19 protein-coding genes are annotated in these 19546 nt (G+C 53.2%); all 19 read right to left on the reverse strand.

Annotated elements, in window-relative coordinates:
* Position 1: 1 nt before the first annotated feature.
* On the reverse strand, positions 2-1168 hold the full coding sequence (locus tag RIN67_RS07900; RefSeq protein ID WP_264999277.1) for a cysteine desulfurase family protein: 1167 nt from the start codon (positions 1166-1168) through the stop codon (positions 2-4).
* A 24-nt stretch (positions 1169-1192) separates the two neighbouring features.
* Complete coding sequence (locus RIN67_RS07905; RefSeq protein WP_024746071.1) at positions 1193-1888, reverse strand: 5'-methylthioadenosine/adenosylhomocysteine nucleosidase; 696 nt, start codon at positions 1886-1888, stop codon at positions 1193-1195.
* An 18-nt stretch (positions 1889-1906) separates the two neighbouring features.
* On the reverse strand, positions 1907-2212 hold the full coding sequence (locus tag RIN67_RS07910) for a hypothetical protein (RefSeq protein ID WP_264999276.1): 306 nt from the start codon (positions 2210-2212) through the stop codon (positions 1907-1909).
* Positions 2213-2222: 10 nt separating this feature from the next.
* Complete coding sequence (locus RIN67_RS07915; protein WP_264999275.1) at positions 2223-2765, reverse strand: NUDIX hydrolase; 543 nt, start codon at positions 2763-2765, stop codon at positions 2223-2225.
* Between the two features lie 2 nt (positions 2766-2767).
* Complete coding sequence (locus tag RIN67_RS07920) at positions 2768-2992, reverse strand: cold-shock protein (RefSeq protein ID WP_024746068.1); 225 nt, start codon at positions 2990-2992, stop codon at positions 2768-2770.
* Positions 2993-3148: 156 nt separating this feature from the next.
* Positions 3149-5962, reverse strand: coding sequence for an isoleucine--tRNA ligase (ileS, locus tag RIN67_RS07925; RefSeq protein WP_264999274.1), 2814 nt, complete (start codon positions 5960-5962; stop codon positions 3149-3151).
* Between the two features lie 351 nt (positions 5963-6313).
* Complete coding sequence (locus RIN67_RS07930) at positions 6314-7018, reverse strand: DivIVA domain-containing protein (protein ID WP_024746066.1); 705 nt, start codon at positions 7016-7018, stop codon at positions 6314-6316.
* A gap of 19 nt (positions 7019-7037) precedes the next feature.
* Positions 7038-7817, reverse strand: coding sequence for a YlmH family RNA-binding protein (locus RIN67_RS07935; protein ID WP_024746065.1), 780 nt, complete (start codon positions 7815-7817; stop codon positions 7038-7040).
* 19 nt (positions 7818-7836) lie between these two features.
* Positions 7837-8121: a YggT family protein gene (locus tag RIN67_RS07940; RefSeq protein ID WP_024746064.1), complete on the reverse strand. Its 285-nt coding sequence runs from the start codon at positions 8119-8121 to the stop codon at positions 7837-7839.
* A 12-nt stretch (positions 8122-8133) separates the two neighbouring features.
* The gene (locus RIN67_RS07945; RefSeq protein WP_056944463.1) at positions 8134-8568 is read right to left on the reverse strand and encodes a cell division protein SepF; all 435 of its coding nucleotides are present in this window, start codon (positions 8566-8568) and stop codon (positions 8134-8136) included.
* 36 nt (positions 8569-8604) lie between these two features.
* Positions 8605-9882 (reverse strand): cell division protein FtsZ, encoded by a 1278-nt coding sequence (ftsZ, locus tag RIN67_RS07950; protein WP_024746062.1) that lies wholly within the window; start codon positions 9880-9882, stop codon positions 8605-8607.
* A gap of 21 nt (positions 9883-9903) precedes the next feature.
* Positions 9904-11244: a cell division protein FtsA gene (gene ftsA / locus RIN67_RS07955; RefSeq protein ID WP_107739210.1), complete on the reverse strand. Its 1341-nt coding sequence runs from the start codon at positions 11242-11244 to the stop codon at positions 9904-9906.
* Between the two features lie 140 nt (positions 11245-11384).
* Entirely contained in the window at positions 11385-12242 is an 858-nt protein-coding gene (locus RIN67_RS07960) for a cell division protein FtsQ/DivIB (protein ID WP_264999273.1), read from the reverse strand.
* A gap of 35 nt (positions 12243-12277) precedes the next feature.
* On the reverse strand, positions 12278-13369 hold the full coding sequence (gene murG, locus RIN67_RS07965) for an undecaprenyldiphospho-muramoylpentapeptide beta-N-acetylglucosaminyltransferase (RefSeq protein WP_107739206.1): 1092 nt from the start codon (positions 13367-13369) through the stop codon (positions 12278-12280).
* Position 13370: 1 nt separating this feature from the next.
* Positions 13371-14750 carry a UDP-N-acetylmuramoyl-L-alanine--D-glutamate ligase gene (gene murD / locus RIN67_RS07970; RefSeq protein ID WP_264999272.1) on the reverse strand — a complete coding sequence of 460 codons (1380 nt, stop codon included), beginning with the start codon at positions 14748-14750 and terminating at the stop codon, positions 13371-13373.
* A 237-nt stretch (positions 14751-14987) separates the two neighbouring features.
* Entirely contained in the window at positions 14988-15959 is a 972-nt protein-coding gene (gene mraY / locus RIN67_RS07975; protein WP_056944457.1) for a phospho-N-acetylmuramoyl-pentapeptide-transferase, read from the reverse strand.
* Positions 15960-15980: 21 nt separating this feature from the next.
* Positions 15981-18137 carry a penicillin-binding transpeptidase domain-containing protein gene (locus RIN67_RS07980; RefSeq protein ID WP_264999271.1) on the reverse strand — a complete coding sequence of 719 codons (2157 nt, stop codon included), beginning with the start codon at positions 18135-18137 and terminating at the stop codon, positions 15981-15983.
* A complete protein-coding gene (ftsL, locus tag RIN67_RS07985; protein ID WP_024746055.1) occupies positions 18137-18526 on the reverse strand; it encodes a cell division protein FtsL in 390 nt (129 codons plus the stop codon). Before ftsL ends, RIN67_RS07980 begins: the two co-directional genes overlap by 1 nt.
* A 31-nt stretch (positions 18527-18557) precedes the next feature.
* On the reverse strand, positions 18558-19514 hold the full coding sequence (rsmH, locus tag RIN67_RS07990; protein ID WP_024746054.1) for a 16S rRNA (cytosine(1402)-N(4))-methyltransferase RsmH: 957 nt from the start codon (positions 19512-19514) through the stop codon (positions 18558-18560).
* Positions 19515-19546: the final 32 nt, after the last annotated feature.

A 19546-nucleotide genomic window follows, 5' to 3' on the forward strand; every position in this document is an offset into this window, starting at 1 on the left:
GTTACTTCACTCCTTTAGTATGCTTTAACCGTTCCACAATTGCCGCAACGTTCTTAATAAACGCGTCGAGATCCGCCGTAGTGGTGTACGCGCCGAAGGACAACCGAATCGACTCGGCAATCCGGGGACTGTCGGCCCCAAACATGGCGGTCAGAACGTGTGACGGCTCAATCGACCCGGCCGTGCAAGCCGAGCCCCCTGAAACCGCGATGCCGGCAAGGTCCAGATTAGTCTGCATGACATAAGTCGATACCCCTTTGATCCAGAGATTCAACACGTGGTTTAAGTTCTCACCATCCAGCGACCCGTTCACGTCAAAGTCAACGCCCGCTCGGGTCAGGCCATCGACTACGTATTGCTTGAAGTCGTGGTATGTCTGCTGACGCTTCTCCTTAACCTCCGGTGTCAAAGCCTTGACCGCTGTGGCAAAGCCAGCAATTGCCGGGACATTTTCAGTCCCAGCCCGCCGCTTCTTCTCCTGGTCGCCCCCCTTAACAAAGCTCGGGAAGTTGATGCCTTCACGCTTGTACAGGAAACCCATCATCTTCGGGCCGTTCAGCTTGTGGGCGGACGTTGATAGCAAGTCGATATGATCGCGTTGGACGTCGATGTCGAGCAGGCCGTACGCCTGCACCGCGTCCGTGTGGAACCAAGCTTGGTGGTCCTTTAAGATCTCACCGATCTCATGAATCGGCATCCGGCTCCCCACCTCGTTGTTCCCCATCATGATGGAAACTAGAATCGTATCATCCCGCAAGGCGGCCTTAAAGTCGTCTAGGCTGATGCGCCCATGCTCATCTACGGGCAGGTAGGTCACGTCAAACCCGCGCTTTTCCAAAGCCTTCATGGGTTTTAAGATGGCCTCGTGTTCAACGGCCGTGGTGATCAGGTGCTCGCCCAAATCTTGACGGGCTAATGCTGTCTGGGTCACCGCCGTATTATCACTTTCGGTCCCCCCACTGGTAAAGATGATTTCCTCATCGTTAGCCGCATGAATGCTGTCCGCAATCACCTGCCGACTATTCTCCATAATTGTGTGGGCCTCTCGACCTAACCCATAAAGGGTCGATGCGTTGCCATAGACATTGGCCATCTTATCCGTCATCTCCGCCAGAACCGCTGGGGACATTGGCGTCGTCGCCGCATTGTCTAAGTAAATCTCCTTCACACCCAAAACCTCCTAAACCTTAGGTTACTTCTGCTGATCGGCGAACAGGGCTAATAACATCTGCGCTGAACGCTTCCCAGCCTCAATAATAAACTCGTCAAAATCAACACCAGAATTGTTATCGGCGGTATCGGACATCGCGCGAACGACCAGGTAAGGGACGTCGAATTGGTGAGCTACTTGACCCACCGCGGCGCCCTCCATTTCCCCGGACAATGCGTCTGGGAAGTGTTCCAAGATGGGCTTGGTGGCAGCCGGACCGTTCAAGAATTGGTCACCAGTCACGATCAACCCGCGCTTCGTGGTCAGCCCCGTCTGCTTGGCTGCGGTCTCCAACTTGTCGCCCCAGTCCTTTGAAGCCGTAAACCGGGCCGGTTGTTGTGGCAATTGGCCGTATTCGTACCCGAACGCCCGGGCGTCCGCATCGTGGTAAGCCGTTTCCGTTGAAATCACCACGTCCCCGATCTTCAACCCGCTGGCTAAGGCCCCGGCTGACCCAGAATTGATGACCACATCAACGTTAAATTGGGTAATCAGTAAAGCCGTGGTCAACCCGGCTTCGACTTTCCCAATTCCAGAACGCACTAACACCACGGCTTGGTCGTGGATGGTCCCTTGATAAAATTCCACCCCATGAATACTCGTGGTTTGTTCGTCTTGCAAGGCCGCCTTAAGCTCCTTGATTTCTTCTTCCATGGCACAAATAACTCCAAAAGTCATTCCAGCTGGTCACTCCTTCTAAAATTCAACAAAAAATAGAATCAAAAAGACCGCCACGATGCCTAAAACCAACCAAAAAATGGCCCAGTTCAACCGTCGCTTCAGTCGTTGTTCCTTTAATTCCGCAGACGTAGGGGTTGGTTCATCGGGCCCCACGTCTCCCGGTTCATCCTCAACGGGATGTTCACGCGCATACTTACGCTCTACGGCAACGCGCTTACGGTCGCGCTCAGCAAACTCGCGTCCCGCGGCTTCCTGTTCGCGGCGATAATCTGCTCGCGTCTTGGGCAAGTCGTCATCCGACTGCCAATCATGTTGACTCACAAGGCGTCACCTACTTCTGTAAGAGCCAGTAATAAATGGCCGTAATCGTCTTCGCGTCGTTGATCTCGCCACTGTCGATCATGGCTCGGGCTTCCGCCTTAGTCACCGTCAACAGTTCCAGATTCTCGCCTTGGTCCCGCGGTAATTCCGTAGTGACCGGCTTGAGGTCCGTCGCCATGAAGAGCGTCATATACTCATCAGAAAAGCCGACACTGGAATAGAATCCCGTGATACGCTTTAACGTTCCGGGTTCGTAACGAATCTCTTCGTTCAATTCCCGCCGGACGGCATGTTCAATATTATGCGCATCCCGTTCGTCTAACTTTCCCGCCGGAATCTCCAGCGTGGCCGCCGCAATTGGGGCCCGCCATTGCCGTTCCAGAATCATGTGGTCGGGGTCCGTCAGGGCTAGAATGCCCACCGCCCCCACGTGGTGCACGACCTCACGAGTCGCCGATTCACCGTTCGGGAGCCGAACCTGTTGCCGTTCAAGCTTAACAATTACACCGTCGTATAACGTTTCACGTGATTCAACATGTTCTTCTAAGTCCATGGTTATGCCTCCTCGTTCGTTGTGTCATCCACTGGCGTCACTTTAGCCGCCTGCGGGCCACGTTGGCCTTGAACGATTACGAACTGGACGGTTTGCCCGGCTTCAAGCTTCCGAAACCCGTCACCCAGGATTCCCGTGTAGTACACGAAAACATCGCCATCGGCTGGGGTGGTAATAAACCCAAAACCGCGTTGCTCATTATAACTTTTTACTTTTCCGGTTAACATTCGCTGGACTCCTTCCCATACATACTGCAGATTATACGCGTTTTCCAGAATCCCCGCAAACCGCACCCCTCAACGCCAAAACGGGTAACCGACACCACTGGCGTCAGTTACCCGTTTTGCTTAAAGCGTTAAGATTCACTTAATCATGGTTTAGGCTTACTTCTCGTCAAAACCTTCCGTCGCCGTTTCCGGGAAGTTCTCCCGTACAATGGCGGCACACCGCGCACAGAAGTCAGGGTAAGCACTGTCGCTCCCGACATCTTGCTTGATCAACCGGCACCGCTGACACTCTTGGCCCTCGGCCGGTGTGACCTTGATGGCTACATCGCCAAAGTCAACGGCATCTTCTGGCTTCTGGTCGTAAGTTGCCAGGTCCAAACCGGAAACCAACAGAATCTGTTGAACGTTCACGTCCAACTGATCCAGCATCGCTTGGACGTCCGCGTTCACGTACAGGTCCAGGTGGGCTTCAGCAGCCTTCCCGATCAACTTCGCGTTCCGGGCTTCTTCCAACGCCTTCAAGACGTCACTCCGCAGCTTCATGAATTGGGCCCAAGTTGAGGGTTCCCCATCGGCAGCCACTTCGTTTACGGTTGGCAGATCCATGACCGCTGGCATCTCTGCCAATTGGACAAAGTCTTCTGGCTCCTTCAAGAAGGTCCAGATTTCTTCCGTCGTGTGTGGCAGGATTGGCGTTAACAGCTTGGTCAACGTCACCGCAATCTGGTAGAAGACCGTCTGCATAGACCGCCGAGCCGGACTGTTCTGCGCTTCAATGTACAGAACGTCCTTGGCAAAGTCTAAGTAGAAAGCGGACAATTCGGTAATTACGAAGTTCATCAATTCCTTGTAGATGCTCAAGAAATCATAGTGGTCGTAATGGTCCTCAACACTCTTGGTGAATTCGTTCAACCGGTAGAGCATGTGACGATCAACGGCGGTCAAGTCGTCCACGGCCACAGCATCCGTCTTAGGATCGAAATCACTGGTGTTGGCCAACAGGTAACGCATCGTGTTCCGCAGCTTCTTGTAGCTATCGGAAATCTTCACGAAGGCTTCCGTTGAGACCCGCACATCGGCAGACGTATCTACTGACGTGACCCAGAGCCGGACAATGTCGGCCCCCATCTTCTTGATGATTTCACTTGGCGCAATCGTGTTCCCCAAGGACTTAGACATCTTGTGACCGTCCTTATCCAAGGTGAACCCTTGTGAAACGACCTGTTTGTAAGGCGCCTTGCCTTCAGCCGCAACACTGGTGATCAGACTGGAGTTGAACCAACCCCGGTACTGGTCTGACCCTTCCAAGTAGAGGTCGGCCGGGTAGACCAAGTCGTCCCGTTCGGCCAAGACCCCTTGGTGGGAAGTCCCAGAATCGAACCAGACATCCATGATGTCGGTTTCCTTCGTGAACTGACCGTGCGGTGAATGTTCGTTGGTGTAGCCTTCTGGTAACAGATCCTTCGCATCCCGGTCAAACCAAACGTTCGACCCGAACTTGCCGAACAGATCGGCAACGTGATTGATGGTTTCCGTTTCCAAGATTGGCGTCCCATCTTCCGCGTAGAAGATAGGCAGCGGAACACCCCAGACCCGTTGCCGGGAGATGACCCAGTCGCCCCGGTCCTTGATCATGTTGGCTAAGCGCCGTTGACCCCAATCCGGTTGGAACTTAACGTCCTTTAAACTGTCAAGGATCTCATCGCGGACCTTATCCACGGACGCGAACCATTGTGGCGTTGCCCGGAAGATGACCGGCTTCTTGGTCCGCCAGTCAAACGGGTAACTGTGTTCGTAAGGCATGTACTTGAGTAAGGCATTCGCTGCCTTCAACTTGTCCAGCGCAATCTGGTTGGCATCTTCGTAGAAGACCCCTTTAAAGTCCGGACCAGCCTCTTCAGTCATGTACCCCTTATCGTCCACGGGTACCAGTACTGGCAAGTGGTAAAGGGCACCGACGTTAAAGTCGTCTTCCCCTAATCCTGGCGCCGTGTGAACTAACCCGGTCCCAGAATCGGTCGTCACAAAGTCGCCTAACATCACGACCAGCTTCCGATCAGCAATGAACGGGTGTTGCGCCGTGATGTTTTCCAGGTCTTGCCCCATGACCGTCTTCAACGTTTGTACGTCTTCCCAGCCGAACCGTTCAGCGTTTTCCGCCACTAAGGAACTGGCCAGAACGAACTTCCGGTCATCCCCAGCTGGTTGCACCACTGCGTATTCGATACCGGCATCGATCGTGATTCCTTCAGAAGCAGGAATCGTCCAAGGCGTCGTGGTCCAGACCACAAAGTAAGTATCGTCATCTAAGACGCCCTTACCGTCCACCACTTGTTCCGCGTAGAAAGCGGATGGTGACGTGACGTCGTGGTATTCCACTTCGGCTTCCGCCATCGCGGATTCAGAAGACCAGGACCAGTAAACCGGCTTCTTGCCCCGGTAAATCAGTCCCCGTTCAGCCATCTTACCGAAGACCCGCACTTCAGCGGCTTCGAATTCTGGCTTCAACGTCAGGTACGGGTTGTCCCAATCGGCAGAGACGCCTAACCGCTTGAACCCATCCCGTTGCTGGTCCACTTGCTTCAAGGCGTATTCCCGACACAGGTCCCGGAATTCGGAAGTGGACATCTTCTTCCGGTCATAACCGGCCTTGGTCAGTTGTTGTTCAATCGGCAAGCCATGCGTATCCCATCCCGGAACGTACGGCGCCCGGTAACCACTCATGGACTTGTAACGCACGATGATGTCCTTAGAGATCTTGTTCATCGCGTGGCCCATGTGGATGGGGCCATTCGCATACGGCGGCCCATCGTGTAAGATAAAGGTCGGTTTCCCTTCGTTCAGTTTCTGGCGAGCTTGATACAACTTGTTATCTGCCCAGGCTTTTTGGCGATCAACTTCCTTGACCGGCAAATTACCGCGCATTTTGAACTTGGTCTTACCCAGGTTCAGCGTGTCTTTAATTCGCATACCAGCAATTCCTCCTTGCATATTCTCTACTCACGGTCGATCAACCGGTGAGCTCAAGCTTACGCCTCAGCTCACCGGTCCATCCCCGTTGCCTTACTCTTCTCATCAACGCCAAACAAAAAACGACCTCGTCACAAGGGACGAAGTCGTTCGTGGTACCACCCAATTTTAGAAATCATCTTATGTAGAAAATTTCCCTCAAAGCCGTAACGGGGCTATCCGCCGTGACCTACTACCTTCAATCACGGAGCATCGGAGAGTGATGACGAACACCTGCTGACTGCTCGGGCTTCCACCAGTTCCCGATTCGCTGTAAGTCTTCAGAATTCGTTGGGTCTCTCCAGACCAGTTTTAGTGTTTGTCGTAATGTTCTTGATCGTTATCTGGGAAGATAACCACCGTTTCTTGACTCGCGTCACCACTGTCAGTTACGGGCGTTTCCGTCACCTGAGCGGCCGCGTCATCGACCTGCGGTGCTTCTGAGTTTACGCCTTGGTCCGCAGCCTTGTCAAGTCGGTCGCCTACGACCTTCTTGATTTCCTCGTAGCTGGACATGGAGCCTTCCTTTAACAGGCTATCCCAGTCGTTGGATTTAACAACTTCCAGCTGACTTTCCAGCATGACCTGCAGCCGTTGCCGAAAGACCCGGGTACTCTTCTTCAAATCATCCGTTTCGACCGCTAACTTCTTGGCCCGTTTCGAGGCCTCGTTCATGATTTGATTACCCTTGTTGGTGGCTTCAGAAACAATGTCAGAGCTCTGCTTTTGGGCTTCGCGGATAATAATTTCCGATTCCTTTTGGGAGTTTGCCTTCACCTTATCGGCAGCTTCCTGCGCGACTAAGATGGATTGGTTCAGTGAATCTTTGAGATCGTTAAAGTACTTCAACTTTTCGTTGGCAGCATCTAACTGTTCTTCCAATTCCTTGTTGTGGTTCAACGTGATCTGGTAATCCTTAATCACTTGATCCAAGAAGTCATTGACCTCATCAACGTTGTAACCACGCATTTTCGTGCCAAACTCTTTATTATGAATATCTAATGGACTTAGTACCATCGTACGATTCCCTCCACATCTATTTCTTCAGCACCGACAGGACGACGCGAATCTTCTCTTTCTTGGTGCGGCCAGCCACTTCGTCCAACCGAATCCGACCAAACCCGCGCACCGAGACCAGGTCGGCCACGGCTAATTCGTAATCCGGCTTCTCCGTGTCCGCCCAGTTGACCCGAATCTTCCCGGCCTCAATCAGTTCTTTGGCCCGGTGCCGAGACAAATGAAACCCTGAGCCAACAATGTTATCCAACCGCAAAGACGACAACGTCGCCGTCTCCGGCGTCCATTCATCCATGGGGCGTACCCGGCTCTCCCAGTCGGCCAAGACTAACCGGGCCTTGACCCGGCCAATGCGGTCAATCTGATTGCTTAGGTAGTTGACCATGTTGGTCTCCGTGATCAGTTGCCAGGTCTGGCCGTCCGTTAAGATGTCGCCCACGATTTCCCGCTCGATTCCAGACCCCAGAAGTGTTCCCAAAATCTGACTATGGTGTAACGTGGCAAACTTAACCGGATAATCGACCCGAACTAAGGACAGTTCGAAATCCGTGATCGTGGGTTCATAATACGCCGGATAAAACAGCGCGCGTTGCATCTCGGCACCCGGGTAACCCCCATTGAACCGCACCGCGATATCAGCCCGTCGCGCCAGTGTCGTGGCGACGTAGACCTGCCGGGGGTTCAGAAAATGCGTCAAGACGGGGCGATACTCGTCTTGGACCTGCTGTAACCAATTGCCGACTGCCGCAATGAAGGGCGCCTCATCCGGCCGAAAGTGCTGGGTAATGTTCTCATCCACGACCGACGACTCCTCTCCGTTAACTCAACATGAGATTGATCAGCATGCCTTCCAGCGCGTACAACCCATACTGAACCAACGTTAACACCACGATGGCCACGACCGGGCCAAAGCCCAACGGCCCCAGCGCAATCCGGTCAAAATAACTTAAGAATGGGTTGACGATGCGTCCCACAAACTGCCCCAGCCGCGATTGGTACGCGCCCGGTAGCCAGCTCATTAAGGCATACACCACAATCAATAGAATATAGGCGCTAATGCACCAATTTAAAACTTTAAAAATGACGCCTACTAGACTTAGCACAGCAACGCTCCTTTATGATGTGAATTGGGTTCCCAAATTGGCAGCCACGTCCCCGGTCACTTCGAAGTTATGCGGGGTGCACAAAAAGATCTGTTCGCCAATCCGTTTGATTTCTCCGCCGACCGCGAAAGCCGTGCCATTCAGAAAATCAACGATTCGTTGTGCCTGACTCTCATCGACCCGGGCAAAGTTGACGATAACGGCATCGCCATCCGTAATTTGCTTCGCAATTGCTTTCGCATCCGAATAAATTCGTGGTTCGCAGATGGCAATATGACTAGCAGCTGATTTTGCTGAACGCATAGAGACCACCTTCCGAGTATCAACAGGCCGTTGCGGCGCCCCGACCGTCGGTTTGACCGGCGATGCTGGCTCCTGATAGTCTTCGTCATCATAATCATCATCGTTGACGCCAAAAAATTTACTGAGACTAAACTTATCCGCCATGGTTGGCCACTCCTCTCACAACGAACGCTGCTGAGACTACTTCCGCCGCCGCTTAAAGAACGGAGGCGTATCTTCGCCTTGGTTATCGTCCGCCGCAGAATTTTGGTTCGAACTTGGGTTAAAGATATTAAAGTCCGGCTTATCGACTCCTGCAAATTCATCGTTACTGGTTGAGCGCTTCGGTTCTGGCCGGTGCGCTGGTTCGCGAATATCCCAGTTGCCAAATGGATCCGCCTGCTTGGTCGTCGCATTGTTGGCCGCTTGATCATTGGCCCGCGATGCTGGCTGTGCTGGATTGGCTTGCGGGTTGTTCACTCGCCGTGACGTCCGGTTCCGCGCAGCTTCTTTTTCTTCGCGCTTCTTGTCGATTCCAGTCGCAATCACCGTGACCCGCACTTCATCACCGAGTTCTTCGTCAATCGACGTCCCGAAGATGATGTTGACGTCACTGGTGGCGGCGTCGGAGACAATCTGAGAAGCCGCTTGGGCTTCGAACAAGGACAGGTCCGGACCACCGGTAATGTTCAAGAGGACTTGTTCGGCCCCATCGATGGACACTTCCAGTAATGGTGACGAAATGGCCTTCTTAGTAGCATCTTCCGTCCGGTTCTCACCGTTAGCTGACCCGATTCCCATCAACGCAGACCCTTGGTCCTTCATGACCGTCTTAACGTCCGCAAAGTCCAAGTTGACGTAGCCGGGACTCGTAATCAGGTCAGAGATCCCTTGGACCCCTTGCCGTAACACGTTGTCGGCTTCTTGGAAGGCTTCCATCATTGGCGTCTTCTTATCAACGATTTCTAATAACCGGTTGTTGGCAATGATGATCAACGTGTCGACGTTTTCCTTCATTGCGGCGACCCCTTCAGCGGCAAACCGTGCCCGCCGAGGACCTTCAAAACTAAACGGCCGGGTGACAACCCCCACCGTCAAGGCGCCACCTTCCTTAGCAATCTTCGCAACGATTGGGGCCGCACCGTTCCCGGTACCACCGCCCATGCCGGCCGTTACAAAGACCATGTCGGCCCCTTCTAGGGCTTCGGTGATGGCTTCTTCACTTTCTTCAGCGGCCTTCGCCCCGATCTCGGGGTTCGCACCGGCACCTAACCCGCGCGTCAATTTCGGGCCAAGTTGAATCTTAGTCTCCGCCTTAGAGGCTTCCAAGGCTTGGACGTCCGTGTTGGCCACGATGAACTCAACGCCCTTAACGTCTTCGGTAATCATTCGGTTAACGGCGTTGTTACCCCCGCCGCCGACGCCGATAACTTTGATATTGGCGCCGTGATTTTGAGCAGAATCTAATGAGTATTCCATTATGTTTTCCTCCATCTCGCTTTAGTCAAAGAAGTCGCTGAAGAACCTCTTAAACCCTTCGGATCGTTTCTTTTTCGCTTTCGGTCGCTTCTTAGCTGGACGCCGAGTGGCTGACTCGGGTTGGGTCGTTTCCGTGGACGCCGCTGATTCTGCCGCCTCACGTTGCCGCAACTCATCCGTTTCGTCAGCTAACTGGGTCGACCCCGTTAACGCACTCTTGATCAAAAGGTCAATCTCGCTGAGACCACCGAAGTAGTTCACCAGCGCTAGTGCCAGGGTAAACGACGGATGCCGGAGTCCCATCTGATCAGGAACGTAGGCCCGGACCGTCGCGTCGAACTCATCCGTGGCCAACTCCGTGATGCCTGGTAGAGCCGAGACCCCACCGGTCAGGACGATGCCCCCGGGAAGTTCCAGAGCCTGGACCTTATCCAGATTCGTCCGGAGTCGCTTGAAGATCTGATCCAACCGCGCCTCAATGATCTCGGCCAAGTACTTCTCCGAGACCGGCGTTGGCTGACTCTGACCGACCACGTCAACGGGAAACTCATCTTCATCACTGGCTTGCGTGGAATCCGCGTAACCGTAATCACGCTTCAACTTCTCAGCACTATCCAGCGACGTGTTCAAGACCACGGAGATATCCTTGGTAATGAACTGGCCACCCTCTTGATCCACATCAATGTATTTCAATTGATGGTCGTGAATCACAGCAGCCGTTGATTGACCGCCACCCAGATCGATTAGGATAGTCCCAAAGTCTTGTTCGCCATCATTCATGACCATCATGCCTTGGGCCAGCGGATTGATGACCGTACCCCGCAAGTGTAATCCGGCCTGTTCGACCGCCTTACGCGTATTGTGCATAATCGTCTTCGGGCCCGTGAACAGGGTCCCGTGGAGCTCTAGCCGAACACCGACCATGCCCCGGGGATCCTTGATGCCGTCAAACCCATCGACCACAAATTCATCGGGCAAGATGTCCACGACTTCCCGTTCTGGGGGTAAACTTTGAATCAACGCGGCGGCCGCAACGTTACGCACGTCCCGTCCCGTAATTTCACGCGACTGATCGTCAATGGCGATCATGCCGCTGCAAGTTTCAATTTTTAACATGTTAGCCGGAATCCCGACAATAACATCGTGAATTTCGATACTAGCCTTTTCTTCGGCTTGCCGAACGGCGCGCTGGATTGCTTCAGCTGCCTTGTCGATGTCCACAATGACACCACGACTGACACCATTCGAACGTTCATTCCCCACACCAATAACGTTCATTTGCCCTTTTACATTTTCAGCAACAATGACTTTTATTGAGGTGGTTCCTATATCGAGACCTACGTACATCCCTGAATTATCCATAGAAAAAGGAACCTCCTAAGCTAATCGATCTATTAACACGTATGAATTCGCTTTTTCTCCTAATTATTTTTCAGTTTACCACATTTACTAGGGGTTGAAAAAGCCTTATTAGCGCTTTTTAGCGCTGAAATCAAAATGATTTATTTCTTAAACGGTGCAGAGTACGCCCCGACTTCCAAATTGACCACACCCTTTTGCTTCATCTTGCTGGCAATACTAGGATAGTACGCCATCTTGGTCGCAAAAGTGTCGATGCGGGCATAGACTTCGTTCCCGTCGTTCATGAACAAGTGAATCCGGTCTGGATCGGCCTTAGTCGGCGCATCGTGAATCTCACTAATGTTGTGCTTGATTGCCGCTGGTAGCTGCGCATATTGCAGAATCACGCGGTGGAGCGTCTTGGCCGATTTAAAGCTCCCGTAGACCGGTGTGCCACTCTCGGGCTGCGCGTCTGATTGATGGCTCACGATGCCGTTCTCCAGGACCTCATAATACCGTCCCTGCCGCATCACGTAACCGGCCGTCACGTATTCTACGACCCGCACCCGGACCCGGTTGGGCTGCTGAAAACTAATCTTCACGCGCTTCAACCGGTTGTTCCGTTTCAGCGCTTGGCGTGCTAGCCGACGCTGGTGACCCAAAACATTGAAAATCGAGTCGCCGCGCTGAATCTGAACCGCCGTGGTCACTTGCCGCGTCGACAGCGCCTGGCGTCCGGTTACCCGCACGGACGCCACGTGGCTGAGGGGGGATACCAGATACACCATCACCAGAATCACCACCATAAACCCTGACAGCAATGCCGTCAACCGGCGAGCCAGCTGCCGGTTCCGTTGATGGCGCAACCGCGGTAACTTATCCCCGATACGTTTCGCGTGGCGAAACCACTTGGGCGTCTTGGCTTGCTTTCGACGCTGAGCAGCCCGTGATTGATACGCCTCCCACGGCGTTAGCTCCCGCGGGGTCTGTGATTGCTTTCGATTCAACCGAAACTTCACGGCTGCTCACCTCCATCACTGGTCTCTTCCAGTGATTATTTCTTCAAAGATAAGACCACGTCTAAGACCCGGTCAGCCGCATCTGGCACCCCTAAGTGTTTCGAGGCATCGGCCATATCGTGACGTAAGGCATCATCGTTCATCAACTGGTCAGCCTTAGCCACCAGCGTATCGCCCGTTAAGTCAGCTTCCTTGATCAATTCAGCCGCCCCAACGGTCACCAGTGACTGGGCATTCTTAGTCTGGTGGTCCGCCGTCACGTAAGGACTAGGAATCAGAATGGATGGGATCCCGTCAGCCGTGATTTCGGCCAACGAGGTCGCACCGGCCCGGCCCACGATAGCAGCGACGCGGGGCAAGACTTCCGGCATATTCGGAATATAGGGCTTGACCACCACGTTCGCAGCGACCGGAGTCCCCTTCAACTGGTCCATGACCCCGTCATAGCGTTTCTGCCCCGTCACGAAGACCACTTGGTACTTGCGGTCGTTAAAGGCCGGAATGGCGGCGACGGTCGCCGCATTGATCTTAAGCGCCCCTTGGGAGCCCCCGAAGATCAACAGGGTCGGCACGTCATCCTTAAGTCCGTATTCGTCCCAGGTGAAGTGACTGACGATTTCCGCTGCTTCTTGGGCCCGTGGATTCCCCGTCTTGACCATCTTATTAGCCGGTAACTGGTCAATGGCGGCGTCGAAGACGTAGGCAATCTTATCCACGTAACGGCTTAAGAACTTATTGGTCATCCCCACCACGCTGTTCTGTTCGTGAATCATCGTGGGAACGTGTAACCGACTGGCGGCGTAAACCACGGCACCGGAAACATAGCCCCCCGTCCCGACCACAACGTCAGGCTTAAACTCACGAATCATCTTTTTGGCCGCGTGGACGCTCTTCAAGAATAGATAGACCGTCTTGAAGTTCTCCAGGGACAGGGACCGTTTGAAGCCTTGAATACGGGTAGCCTTAAAAGGGATGCCCTTTGCCGGCACAATCGTGCTTTCCAGCCCTCGCTCGGAACCCACGTATAAGACCTCTGCTTCCGGATCCCGTTTCTTTAATGCTTTAATTAGGGCTAGTGCCGGGTAGATGTGCCCCCCGGTACCGCCACCGGATACCATTAATCGCATGTTAAACTTCCTCCTGTTTCCCCGTTAGCTTCTCGACCGCCTTGATAAACAGATCACCCCGGACTTCAAAGTTCGGGTACTGGTCCCAACTGGCGTTGGCTGGCGACAGCAAAACAATGTCGCCGGGAGCACTCAACTGGTAGGCTAACGGTACCGCCGTCTCAACGTTTTCCGTCATCTTGATGGTCGTAATCCCCGCATCCTTCGCGGTCTGCGCCAAGAGCTTAGCGGTCTGACCGAAGAGGATGACGGCCTTCACGTGGTCCTTGAACGCGGGAATCATCTTCTCAAAGGTGTACCCCCGGTCCAAGCCCCCCGCGAGTAAGACAACGGGCGCTTTGAAGCCCTTCAGAGCCATCTCCGTAGCTTCCATGTCCGTGGCCTTAGAATCGTTATAGTATTGCCGACCCTCGGCCTCTAACACGAACTGGGTCCGGTGCCGGACCCCACCGAAGTTGCGCAGAACTGCCTTGATGGCGGCCGTTCCCACACCCTTCAGTTTTGCGACCGCAATCGCCGCCAAGGCATTTTCAATATTATGATCACCAGGGACCTTGACCTCATCAGCCGGCATGATGGCTTCGTCCTTAAAGTACAGGACGCCATCCTTTTCGTAGGCCCCCTCTTCCGTCACGTCTAGACGGGAGAATGGCACCACTTGGGCGTGGGATTGTTGACTCAGCTCACGCCATTCCGGATTATCGAAGTTGACCACGAAGTAGTCCGCCGCCGTCTGATTAGCGGTAATCTTCATCTTAGCCGCCACGTAGTTGGCCCGCGTCTTGTGGTAATCCAAGTGGTTCGAGAAGATGTTGGTCAAGACTGCGATGTGCGGATGGAACGTGGTCGTCGCCACCAGCATGAAACTGGAGATCTCCACCACCAGCGTATCGTCCTTCGTGACTTCTTGGGCGACCTTACTGGCTGGAATCCCGATATTGCCGGCATACTTCGCGTGGCCCGCCGAACGGTCCCGGTCAAGCATCTTCTGAATCATGGTCGTCGTGGTGGTCTTCCCGTTGCTTCCGGTAACCGCGACTAACTCCGCTTCGTTGACCTCGCTCGCTAATTCCATTTCCCCTAAAATCGGTAAGTGTAACGCTTGGGCCCGTTGAACCACCGGAACGTCATAGGGAATCCCGGGATTCTTGATCATCAGATCATACCCCGCATCCAGGAGTTCGGGCGTCTGCTCACCCGTAATTACCTTGAATCCGGCCGCCTGTAACTCCCGGGCTTCCGGATTCTTGTCTAAGGGCTGAACATCACTGACCGTTACGTCGGCTCCCAACCGCTTTAAGAGTTTAGCCGCATTGAAGCCACTCTTCGCCAGGCCCAATACCAGTACCTTTTTACCCATGTATGTTGTGATTTGTTTCATACCGCTGCTCGCTCTCCGTTCACTTAATATACTCATTGCCCTAGCCGTTTAAACCCTAAATGGGCCGATGATACGATTAGTCATACCATTACCTAGTACTAGAGTGACAAAAATTCCTTGAAATGTCTACTATTCCATAACGAATTTAGGACAATTGTTACCCCAAATCGCTTTCCCTATAAAAAATGGGCTCACCGACTCTACCGAGCGGTCAGCCCATGAGTCGTCAGAAAATCGTTATTTTGCCAAGATGACCGCGACCCCACTGACTGCAGTGATCAAACCCACTGCCCAGAACGTGAAGTCAATCTTCCATTCACTCCACCCTAACATTTCAAAGTGGTGATGGATGGGACTCATCAAGAAAATTCGTTTCCCCGTTAACTTAAACGAGGCCACTTGCAAAATAACACTGGCCGTCTCAATCACGTAAACTAATCCAATCCATAACAGTGACAATTCATGATGCAATAGAATCGAAACCGCCGCTAAGGCGCCACCCAAAGCCAACGAACCGGTATCCCCCATAAAGATCTTGGCAGGTTTGTGATTAAAGATCAAGAACCCTAAAAGACTGCCGACTACGGCAAAACAAAAAATACTGATGTTAAGTTGGTGCTGATTCAGCGCCACGATTCCGTAGGCTGCAAACGAGATGCTGGCTAACCCACTGACCAAGCCGTCCAAGCCGTCAGACAAGTTCACGGCGTTGGAGAACCCGACCAGCCAGATGATGGCAAAGAGGGCGTACCAGCCACCCATGTGCCAAGTTCCCAATCCCGGAATCTGTAATTCCATGGGCAGGTGTTCGTGCGCGTAGACCCAAAAGAGCAACAACGCCCCCACAATCTGTCCCAGCAGCTTCTGCCAGGCCTTCAACCCTTCGTTCTGCCGGTGGAACAGCTTAATGCTGTCATCCCACGCACCCAACGCACCGTACAGGATCAAGATAAAGAGCAAGATCCAGGTCGTCGATAACACGTGATGCGGTGCCACCAACCAACTGGTCACCAACGTCATCAAGATGATGGCGATGATGAAGAGCAGGCCTCCCATGGTCGGGGTCCCGGACTTTTTCTCGTGCCAGGTGGGCCCTTCTTCCCGAATCATCTGGCCTTCGTGTCGCGCCCGAAAATACCGAATCAGTGACGGCATAAACGCCGCCGTTATGACTAAACCACCCACAAAGGGTATCAACGCAGTTATCATGATCTTACTCAATCCTCATTCTTATTTATTTTGTTTCAAAGTAATGGTCAGTGTCGATCCAGAAGCCACGGTAGTTCCCGCTTTAAGACTCTGTTTCGTCACGTATCCATCACCCTTAGTGGTCAACTTGATGCCCACCAACTGTGCTAATTTTACCACATCGCCCTTCGACCAGCCCGTCAAACTTGGGAGGGTGACCTGACCGCCCGTGGTCAAGAAGACCCGCTGGTCCCGATAGAGGGTGGTCCCAGCCGCAACTGATTGCTTGCGCACCTTAGTGCCGTTCCCCAGAACGGTCACGGTCGCGTTCGACTTGGTCAACGCCTTAGTGGCCGCCGTCAGAGACTTCCCGGTCACATCCGGCATCTTAGTCTGCGTGGTCTTACTGGTGCTATCTTCCTGCAGCGCCCGGGCCATCACTGGCTTCATCACGGAAGCCAGTAATTGTGTCGCCGTCTTGCTGCCTAGATGCGGTTGCTTCATGGTAATGTACATCACGTACTTCGGATTAGAGGCCGGCACCATCGACGCCACAGAGTACAGGTAGTTGTCGTCGCCGGACAAGTAGCCCGACTTCCCGCCGCTGACCTGCGCCGTCCCAGTCTTGACGGCGACCCGGTAGCCGCTCATCTTATAGTCGCTCCCGATACCGTAACTCTTGTAGACCACATCTTCCATGTGCTTACGCACGGCTTTGGCCGTCGACGCCGAGATGGGGTTACCTACCGTGGTCGGCTGATACCGCTTGACGGTCTTGTGCGTATTGGGGTCGACGACCTTGCTAATCACGTAAGGCTTCATCATCTGCCCATCGTTGCTGACAGCCGTCAAAGCCTGCAGCATCTGGAAGACCGTCACTTGAATCCCTTGTCCGAACGCGGTATCCGCCTGTTCGATTGGCCGGGTGAAGGCAATGTCTCCGCTTAGTTCACCCGGTAGGCCCGAGTGGGTGCTCTGCAAGAAGTGGAACCGTTTGATGTACTTCTTCCAGGTCTTGGCCCCCATCTGCTGTTCCAGATGGGCCATCGCAACGTTACTTGAGACGGCGAACCCTTTGTTATAGGTAATGGTCCCCCACCCAGAGGTATTCCAGTCGGGCACCACTTGGTTGCCAATGGTGTAGCGTCCGGATTGATAGGTCGCGTTCCCGTTATAGTTCCCACTATTAATGGAAGAGGCCAACGTGAAGATCTTCATGGTCGATCCTGGTTCGTAGGCATCCTGCACTAGGGTATTCCGCCAAACGCTATTTAACCCCGCTTTCGTGGTCGCGTTAAACGTTGGGCGTTGGGTCGCCGCAAGGATGGCCCCCGTCTTCGCGTTCATTAAAACGGCGTTCATGGAGTTGGCTTTGACCTGGCTCTGGACACTGCTCATTTCCGTCTCCAACAAGGTCTGAAGGCGCGTATCCAGCGTGGTGTAGACGTTGTCCCCGTTCTTCGCCTTTTGGTACTTCTGCTTGGTTCCCGGCAGTTGGTACCCATACATGTCCTTCTTGATCTTTTGCGAACCGTCCGTCCCGGTCAGTTCCCGGTTAAAGGCCTGTTCGATGCCCATGGTTCCCGTCAAGTTGGTTTGACCATTCTTGGTCTGCGATTGGGCCAACCCAATCAGATGCGACGCGAAGACCCCGTTCGGGTAGAGGCGCGACTCCTGTTGAACAAAGTTAATGCCGGATAAATGGTAACTTTGAATCTTTTGTTTAGTGGTCAGCGAAATATTCTGCCCGGCCGTCCCAAACTCGACTTGGAACGGGTGCCCCTTACTAGGCGTCAAAATATCCAGGGCCTTTTGCCGTGTGATCGGCAGGTTTTTCGCCAGAACCGTGGCGATCTTTTCTTTATTTGTGGCATACAATTTCTGGCCGTTCAACCCGACCTGCCGCTTATCCAACACCACGTATAACGAGTACACGCTGGTGTCTTCCGCGATGGGCTGGTTGTTGGCATCGTAAATCGTCCCCCGCTTGGCCTTCAACGTTTCATTTGCCGTATACAAACGTTGGGCGGCGGCACTTAAATTAACATTCTGAACTTTTTTACCGATGGAAATATACGAAAAGCGGCCGACGATAAGACAGAAGACCGCAAAAAAAACCAAAAACAGAAACTGGCCAAAGTGCTTCCGGTTTCTGCGTGTATTCGTGTGTTTATTAGGACGCTTAGGAGAATTGGTCATTATTTATTAACATTCCTTATTCGCGCGTTGTCCAATTCCAATCCCTGTTTTCGTGCAATCTTATCAAGCCGACTGCGACTTTGCAATTCATTGATTTCTTGTTGGGTATTCGTGTTGCGATTCTGATACGTCGCCGTGGTTTGATTAATGGACTGCAATTGGTGTTGTGCGTTGCTCATTGCAATCTTAGAAGAAACAACAAAAACCATCATCACCGCTAGAATGAGTCCCCCCACCGTCATGAGACATTTCTCAAACTTAGAGACGGGGAGCTTCTGCGGCTGACCTTGTGGGGTCGGTTGGAGCTGCGGTTGTGGTTGTTCTATGTGTTGGCGTCGTTTGGGTTCCGTGGTAAGCGGAACCGCCTCTGCTAAACTATTTTGCGCCATAAATAATCATCTTCCTATGTCGATATTTATTTTATGAGTGAGTCGAATCTAATCTTTCGAGAATTCGCAATTTAGCACTGTGGGCGCGATGATTGGCTGCCAATTCCGCGTCCGTCGGAACGATAGGCTTGCGGTTGACCAGCTTGTAGTCTGGCTGCAGCTGGTCGGGAATCACGGGTAAACCGTGGGGCAATTCTGGTAACGATGATTGCTCCCGGAACATGGTCTTGACCAGCCGGTCTTCCAAGGATTGGAAAGTGATCACGCTGATCCGCCCGTGAGGGGCTAACAACTTGATGGCCTGTTCCAGCGAGGCTTCTAACGCGCCCAACTCATCGTTGACCGCGATACGAATCGCCTGGAAGACCTTCTTGGCCGGATGCCCACCATGCCGCCGAGCGGCCGCGGGAATCCCTTCCTTGATGATCTCAACCAGTTGGCCCGTCGTATCGATGGGCGCCGTCTGGCGGTGGCGTTCAATGGCTCGAGCGATGGGCTTGGCAAACTTCTCTTCGCCGTAACGGTGAAAGATCCGAACTAAGTCGTTGAACGACCATTCATTGACCACCGTCCAAGCCGTCAACGGGGCACTCTGATCCATCCGCATATCTAATGGTGCGTCGTGTTGGTAGCTAAAGCCCCGGTCGGCTTCGTCGAACTGCGGTGAGGAAACCCCCAGGTCGTACAAGATGCCGTCCACCTGGGTGACCCCCAACTCGTTCAACGCGGCCTGCAGATTCCGAAAGTTGTTCTTGATAAACGTGACTTTCCCTGCGGCTAAGGCGTCCTTGAGGTGTTCTTGGTTATAGTCAATGGCGGTCTGGTCTTGATCAAAGGCGTACAAGTGACCCGTCGTCAATTGTTCGAGAATGTGTTGGCTGTGACCACCGCCACCTAAAGTGCAATCGACGTAAGTTCCTGTTGGTTGGATGGCGAGACCCGCCACCGCTTCGTTTAAAAGTACCGTGACGTGATGAAAGTCTTCCATAAACACACTCCCTTCTTTAAAGTCAAAATTTG

Origin of the sequence: Levilactobacillus namurensis (genome assembly GCF_032197885.1) — a bacterium.
Lineage (GTDB): Bacteria > Bacillota > Bacilli > Lactobacillales > Lactobacillaceae > Levilactobacillus > Levilactobacillus namurensis_A.